The 7,108-nt window shown below is 70.8% G+C and carries 6 protein-coding genes; 2 read left to right on the top strand and 4 right to left on the bottom strand.

Translation table 11 applies throughout. The features are described 5' to 3' along the window. Positions 1–248 precede the first annotated feature (248 nt). The 4 genes from G6O54_RS36195 to G6O54_RS36210 all read right to left on the bottom strand — a co-directional run bounded on the left by G6O54_RS36195 (position 249) and on the right by G6O54_RS36210 (position 4,766). A complete protein-coding gene (locus G6O54_RS36195; protein ID WP_165235703.1) occupies positions 249–998 on the bottom strand; it encodes a class I SAM-dependent methyltransferase in 750 nt (249 codons plus the stop codon). Then, a complete protein-coding gene (locus G6O54_RS36200; RefSeq protein WP_165235706.1) occupies positions 995–1,768 on the bottom strand; it encodes a hypothetical protein in 774 nt (257 codons plus the stop codon). The genes G6O54_RS36195 and G6O54_RS36200 overlap by 4 nt, the downstream gene beginning before the upstream one ends. 938 nt (positions 1,769–2,706) lie before the next feature. Next, positions 2,707–3,396 (bottom strand): haloacid dehalogenase type II, encoded by a 690-nt coding sequence (locus G6O54_RS36205; RefSeq protein ID WP_165235709.1) that lies wholly within the window; start codon positions 3,394–3,396, stop codon positions 2,707–2,709. A 422-nt stretch (positions 3,397–3,818) separates the two neighbouring features. Then, a complete protein-coding gene (locus G6O54_RS36210; protein WP_165235712.1) occupies positions 3,819–4,766 on the bottom strand; it encodes an alpha/beta fold hydrolase in 948 nt (315 codons plus the stop codon). A 191-nt stretch (positions 4,767–4,957) separates the two neighbouring features. On the opposite strand from G6O54_RS36210, the gene G6O54_RS36215 reads away from it, so the two are divergent. Both G6O54_RS36215 and G6O54_RS36220 read left to right on the top strand, forming a co-directional pair. Then, positions 4,958–5,602 carry an MOSC domain-containing protein gene (locus G6O54_RS36215; RefSeq protein ID WP_165235715.1) on the top strand — a complete coding sequence of 215 codons (645 nt, stop codon included), beginning with the start codon at positions 4,958–4,960 and terminating at the stop codon, positions 5,600–5,602. 558 nt (positions 5,603–6,160) lie between these two features. Then, complete coding sequence (locus G6O54_RS36220; RefSeq protein ID WP_165235734.1) at positions 6,161–6,742, top strand: PEP-CTERM sorting domain-containing protein; 582 nt, start codon at positions 6,161–6,163, stop codon at positions 6,740–6,742. The last annotated feature ends 366 nt before the right edge of the window (positions 6,743–7,108 follow it).

A 7,108-nucleotide genomic window follows, 5' to 3' on the forward strand; every position in this document is an offset into this window, starting at 1 on the left:
GGCGCGAGCGGCCGTCCGCGCCCGGGCCGTGTTCCCAGCCGCATCACGGACCTCGGAGGGCGCAACGGGAACGGTCGAGCCCCGACCCCGCCTCCGGGCCGCCAGGAACCACTTTCCAACACCCCAGTCCTACCCGGTCCTTTGATGCCCTGGCCTTTGTTGCCTTCATGGCCTTTGATGCCTTCGCGCTTCGAGTGCCTGGCCTTTGATGCCTTGATGCCTCCCCGGGCATGACGCTTCTGGCCGCCTCATCTCCATGGGTGTTCGGGTCCCTCGTCGTGGAGGGCGGATCTTTCCTCGCGGTGGATCGGCGTGGATGGGGCGGGCGGGGAGGACCATAGCTCGGACGTCAGGAAGCCGCCCAGCCGCGACTCCGCGCGCAGCGGGGTCAGGCCGCGGGCGAGGAGGAGCGGCCGCGGGTCGACCAGGCGCGAGGCCGGGAGGCGAGTGGTGAGGCGGAAGAAGCCGTACATGGCCGCTAGCAGGACCCGCGACGCGGCGCCGGCCAGCCGGCCGGGCGGCACCCGGAAGTCGCCGACGAGCCATCTTCCGCCGGGCTGCAAGGCGACCGCCACCCGTGGGATGAGGCGGGCGAGGTCGTCCGGCCCGAAGCAGTCGAGGAAGAAGTTGGTCACGATCAGGTCGTACTCCGCCCGGGGGTACTCGACGGCCCGCGCGTCCGCGACCTGCCAGGTCACGCGCTCGCGCCCGGGCCCGGACCCGCACCCGGATCCGCATCCGCATCCGGACCCGGCCCGGCGGCGGGCGAGGGCGACCATGGTCGGGCTGACGTCGACCACATGGACGCGGGCCGCCGGGTTGTGCGCGAGGAAGGCCCGGACGAATCGCCCGTCCCCCTCGCCCAGGATCAGGACCCGCCGGGCGTCGGCGAGGTCCTCGACGAGGGCCGTGCGGCACCACTGGAGCAGGCCGCCGAAGGAGGCCGCCTCGATCCACGCGTAGTGCGGGGCCAGGGCGTCGAACCGCGGGGGGGTCATGCCCGCCACCCGACGGCCAGCAGCGGGAGCGGGGTCAGGAGGACGACGTCCGCGAGGACCCGCGCCGCCCGCGGCCGGCGACGGCAGGTCACGTGGACGGCCAGGAGGCCCGCCCCGGCCCCCGCGGCGGCCAGGCCGACCATCGGCGGCAGCGTCGCCGCGGAGGTCATGACGGCCGCCGCCAGGGCCGTGTCGCCGGGCCACGCCCGCCGGCCCTCCCACCGCTCGATCAGCCGGCAGTTCAGCCAGCAGAGGCCGCCGAACACGACGGCGCTGGGCCCCCACTCGGCCGGCCGCGGCCCGGCGGCCAGCAGTGGGACCGTCACCCCGGCGGCGAAGGCGGCCCCGACGAGCAGCTCCTTCGCCCCCCGGCCGGCCGCTCCCCGGGCGAGGTGCACGACGGTCAGGTAAGCCACCACCCCCGCGCCGACCCACAGCCCCACGACGAAATAGCTCGCCGGGAGCTGGGCCACGGCGGCCACGGCGATGAAGAGGCCGGCGGCCGCGAGCCCGGCGAAGGCGCGCGGGAAGCGGACGGCGATCCGGTGTCGGTCGGCGTCGAGGTCGCCCCGGCGCGCGTCGAGGCATCGATCCGCCAGGTAGACGCACCAGACGACGGCGGCGAGGGCGACCGTCGCGGACCACGGTACGGGGGTGCCGAACCGGGCGGCCAGGAACCGCTGCCAGACGACGGCCACCGCGGGCGCGTCCAGGGCCAGGAGGTTCGGCACCAGCCACCAGGGGGGCGATGCAGGGGCGGGCTGGCCCATGGATACACCTTCAGCGGACCACCTGTTGCGGCCTGATCACGCGTCGGCCGGGAAGAGACTCCGCCCCCCCGATCGATCCGGCCTCGCGACGCGCCCGGGTCGATCTGCGCTCCATCCTCATCGAAGGCGGGCCCGCCGCCGGGCGTGGCTCCGGGACGCATCGGGGGCGGGCCGCGGCGGATCGAAGGCGACGACTCGCCCGACCGCCTCGATCATAGCATACCCGCCGTGGCCTCGATCGTCGCATCGCATCAATGGCGAGGCCAGGCCAGGCATCAAGGGCCGGGCCCCCACGCTCCCCGGGGCGAGTTTCCAATCAGGATGAATGACATTTCTCACGGAAGCCGACACGCCACGCCGAGGCAATGGCCCAGGAAGGATACGGTCCTCCGCCCGAGCCGACGGGCAAGCCATGGGTGGCTGTGGCGGAAGCGCCGCGACGCCACGGGGTCGACTCGGCCGATTCCGGAGCAAACGGCTTGCGCGCGAGCCGTCGCGATCCCGTGGCGTCGACTTCGTCTCCGCCACGGCCACCCGGAGAGGACCGTCGCGATGTCGCCACCTGTCGGGTTCGGCGAGGAGTGTCGGCGGAGCAGAAGCGCAACGACGCCACGGGATCGCCTGGGCCGATTCCGGAGCAAACGGCTTGCGCGCGAGCCATGGCGATCCCGTGGCGTCGACTTCGTCTCCGCCACAGCCACCCGGGAAGGACCGTCGCGATGTCGCCACCTGTCGGGTTCGGCGAGGAGTGTCGGCGGAAGCGGCGCGACGCCACGGGATCGCCGCGGCCGATTCCGGAGGAAACGGCTTGCGCGCGAGCCATGGCGATCCCGTGGCGTCGACGTCGTCTCCGCCACGGCCACCCGGGAAGGAACGTCGCGATGTCGCCACCCGTCGGGTTCGGCGAGACGTGTCGAAGGATTGGTCCTGGTGGGGATTCATCGCGAGAGCTGGAGGGCCAGGTCCTGGAAATCGGCGGCGATCAGGTCGACGTAAGGGGCCTTTGTCGGATCGCCGGCCTCTTCGCCGGGACGGCTGACGAACGCCGTCCGGAATCCCATGGCCTTCGCTGCTTCCAGGTCGAAGAGGTGCGCGGCGACCATCATCACTTCGTGCCCCTCCAGTCCCAGGCGACGCAACGCCATGCAGTAGACCCTCGGGCTGGGCTTGAATACCTGGACGGTGTCGGGGCCGAGGACCTGATCCCATGGCAGGTTGGCATGCCGGGCCAGCGCGATCGACAGGGCCATGTTGGCGTTGGAGAGGGCGGCCAGGAGGAAGCGAGCCTTGAGGCGTTTCAGGCCGGGCAAGGCATCCGGCCAGGGATCGAGGCGACTCCAGAGGCCGCACCAGCTCTCGCGCTCGGCCTTCGTCAGCCCCTGGATCCGGAACTCCTCGAGGATCTCCTCACCGGCCGCATGGAGGATCTGGTCGAGTGGTCGCCATGGGCCGTTCCGACTCCTCGCGACGACGTATTTCCGACTCCAACGATCCGCAACGGCTTCCCAGTCGACCTGGAGCCCCTTCGCCGCGCCGAGTCGTCTCCCCTCGCGGGCGATGGTGCCACGCCAGTCGACGGTCGTGCCGAAGACATCAAAAGTCAGCGCCCGGATGTCGGCGTGCTTCATCGGGATGAACCCTCAGGAGTCCGATCGGTGGTCCTCGTCCGCCCCGCCTCGATCGTCGAACGAATCTCGGCCGGAGCCGAGCGACGTCCTCCCTTCTCTTTACCCACAAGTGAGTCGGTCCATTCTGATCCCCTCCCCCCTGGTGGGGGAGGGTCAGGGAGAGGGGGAACGGGCGGGCCGTGGATGAAAGACGGGCCGCTCCGACGAAGACCGCTCGGCATCAACTCTGGGCCGGTTGGCCGGTGTGATAGCCCCCTCTCCCTAACCCTCCCCCACGCGGGGGGGAGGGGACCGGAGGGGCCCGCCGCGCCCGCCATGTCCGGCTCCTCAGCCGGGGCTTTCTGGCACTCGGGGAGAGCCGATGACGACCAGGGCGGTGTCGCTGCGGTCGAAGTCCATCGCGAGACTCCCGTCCGGGTGGGTCACCTCGTCGCGTGCTTGCTCAGGAAGTCCCGCATCCGGCCGGCGATCTCGTCGCCGTTGGTCTCGAGAGCGAAGTGCCCGGCGTCGATGAGGTGATACTCCAGCGTCTTCAGGTCCCGCTTGTAGGGCTCCGCGCCGGCGGGCGGGAAGATCTGGTCGTTCTTGCCCCAGACGATCAGCATCGGCGGCTGGTGTTCGCGGAAGTAGGCCTGCCAGCTCGGGTAGAGCGGCGGATTGCTGCCGTAGCTGAGGAACAGGTCGAGCTGGATCTCGTCGTTGCCCTTGCGGTCCAAAAGGAACTGGTCGTGGGCCGCCCCGTCGGGGCTCACCAGCTCGGGGTTCTTCGCCCCGGTCAGGTATTGCCACTTCGTCGCCTCGTAGGTGACCAGGTTGCGGATGGCGTCGCGCTTCTCCCGGCTGTTCGGCTCCTTCCAGTAGGCCTTGATCGGCTTCCAGAAGTCGTTGTCGAGGCCCTCGTCGTAGGCGTTGCCGTTCTGGACCACGATGGCGGTGATCCGCTCCGGGTGCGCGACCGCCAGCCGGTAGCCGACCGGGGCGCCGTAGTCCTGCACGTAGAGGGCGTATCTGGTCAGGCCGACCTTGCCGGTGAACTCGTCGATCACCTTCGCCAGGTTGTCGAACGTGTAGGCGAACCGGTCGTGCGGCGGCATCGAGCTGTGGCCGTAGCCGGGGTAGTCGGGGGCGATGACGCGGTACTTGTCCGCCAGCGCCGGGATCAGGTTGCGGAACATCTGCGAGCTGGTCGGGAAGCCGTGGAGCAGCAGGATCGCCGGGGCGTCCTTCGGCCCGGCCTCGCGGTAGAAGATGTCGAGGTCGCCGACCTTCACGGTCCGGTGCAGGACGGCGGGCGGCCCTGCCGGGGCCGGGGCCGGGGCCGGGACGCCGAGGGCGAACGCCAGGGCGACGAAGAGGGGCAAACGGACCATGGGCTATCTCCCCGAAAAGGATCGATCCGGCTTCCGTCCTCGCCGCGCACCCTGGCCGAATCGGTCGAATTCGCTCAAGATCATAAGGCGGATGGCGCGGACATCACCAGCCCGGCCGGGAGCTCGAGGCCCATTTGGGCCGGTCCGGGGCCGCCCGGGGGCAATCGCCGGCAACGCGAAGGGAGTGCCCTGTGAAAGTCGTGTCGCTGAGCGTCGGGCTCCCCCGCGAGGTCGAGTGGGAGGGGAACACGGTCCTGACCTCGATCTTCAAGGAGCCGGTCGAACGCCGGTTGCGGGTGACCGCCCTCAATTTCGAGGGCGATGAGCAGTCCGACCTGACCGTCCACGGCGGGCCCGACAAGGCGGTCTACGCCTACCCGTCCGAGCACTACGACGCGTGGCGGCGGGAGCTGCCGGGCGTGGAGTTCCCCCGGGCCGTCTTCGGCGAGAACCTGACCACCGAGGGGCTGGCGGAGGATGTCCGGATCGGCGACCGGTTCCGGATCGGGACGGCCGAGTTCGTGGTGACGCAGCCGCGGCTCCCGTGCTTCAAGCTCGGCATCCGGTTCGGCCGGATGGACATGCTCAAGCGGATGCTCAGGAGCGGCCGGACCGGCTTCTATCTCGCCGTGACGACCGAGGGCGAGGTCGGCCCGGGCGATCTCATCGAGCCGATCGAGCGGCTGGACGAGGGGCTGACCGTCGCGGACGTGGTCCGGCTCTACACCGTCGACGCGAGGAACCAGGAGCTCCTCCGCCGCGCGACCCAGACCGCCCGGCTCCCCGATAGCTGGAAGGACTACTTCCGCCAGAGGCTCTGGGACCCCGACGCCTGACGCACGCCGGATCCGGGCGGGCTCGCGAATTGCGTGAGATCCCTGACGGATCCCCCGACGGATCTCGTCTCCACCGATGGGGGGGCTTCCCTCCGATCGAAACGGGGGCGGGAGACGATCGCCATGGCAGGCCGCGCCTGGGCCGGGATTCGCGGGATACGGTTCCACGGGCGGCCACGCGCCCTGAGGGCCCATCCCATCCGGTCCCCTCCGGCCCGGGCCGGCCCGGCCCTCCGGAGTCGACGCCGTCGCGATGTGACGCGACGCGACGCGACGCAAGGCGACGCCACGCCACGCGGGCTCGGATCCCGAACGACGTGCGACCGGCCCGACGGCGGGCGAGGCCTCCGGGGGCGCCTGCGCGCGGGACGCGTCGAAGGGGATTCCCCGCCTCCACCTGGATCTCGATCTCGATCTCGATCTCAATCTCGATCTCAATCTCGACCCGGCGCCGCCATCCCTCCCGCGGCGGGCCGCCGTCTCATCATCCGGCGTTCATCCTCTCATTCTTTCGATCTGGGACGCCCCGAAACCGGGGCTTGCGACCGAGGAGTCCTCATGAGGAAGCTCATCTTCGCCACGGCCATCGCGGCACTTTTCTCGTCCGGCGGCCGGGCCGATGCCGGCCCGCTCGACGTCACCGGCCTCCTGAGCTGGACGCCCAACGGGGCCAACTTCGACTACTCCATCACGCTGACGAACCTGGCGACCAGCACGGATTCCATCGAGACGTTCTGGTACGCCTGGGTTCCGGGGGAGGATTTCCTCGTCACCAGCCCGCTCTCGTTCACGGCGCCGGCCGGCTGGACTTCCACCATCACCCACTTCCCCAACGTGGCCACGAACGGCTACGCCATCCAGTTCAAGACGAGCACCGACGCGCTGGATCCGGGGCATTCCCTGGTCTTCGGGTTCACGAGCCCGGACACCCCCAGCATGGTCACGGGCCTGTCGACGTTCTTCGATCATCCCCCGGTGGGCACCTCGTTCGTGTACTCGGGCCAGCCGTTCCAGGGGGATGCCCTCCAGTTCGTGGTCCAGGCCGTCCCCGAGCCGACGTCCCTGGCCCTGGGCCTGATCGCGGCCCCCGCGCTCGCGGGCCTGGCCATCCGTCGCCGCCGCTGCCGCCGGGCCGGTTGACGCGCCCGCGAGCCCAAGCCGCCCCGGGCCTGAAGGCCCGGGCGCACGCCGCGCCCTCGGCCGATGCCGAGGGCGCGGCGACGTCCAAAACATGCTCTGATTTTCACCGGACTGAGCCAGGCCGGGTGCCCGTGTTCCCGCACCTCGACGTGATGGCCTGGTCGGGGCAGGGCAGGGCAGTGCAGTGCGGGGCTGGCGCGATGAAAAGTTGGCCTGGACGACCCGGGCGTCTTGTCCAGGATTTGTTGCGCGGGAACGAGGCCCGTCGGCACGCCTCGGCTTGCGCCGGGCTCGGCAGGAGCCTCGCCCTGGCGCGGTGAAACGTTGGCCTGGACGACCTGGACACCTTGTCCCGGAATTGTTGCG

The organism is Aquisphaera insulae (assembly GCF_011064615.1).
In the GTDB taxonomy this organism is placed as follows: domain Bacteria; phylum Planctomycetota; class Planctomycetia; order Isosphaerales; family Isosphaeraceae; genus Aquisphaera; species Aquisphaera insulae.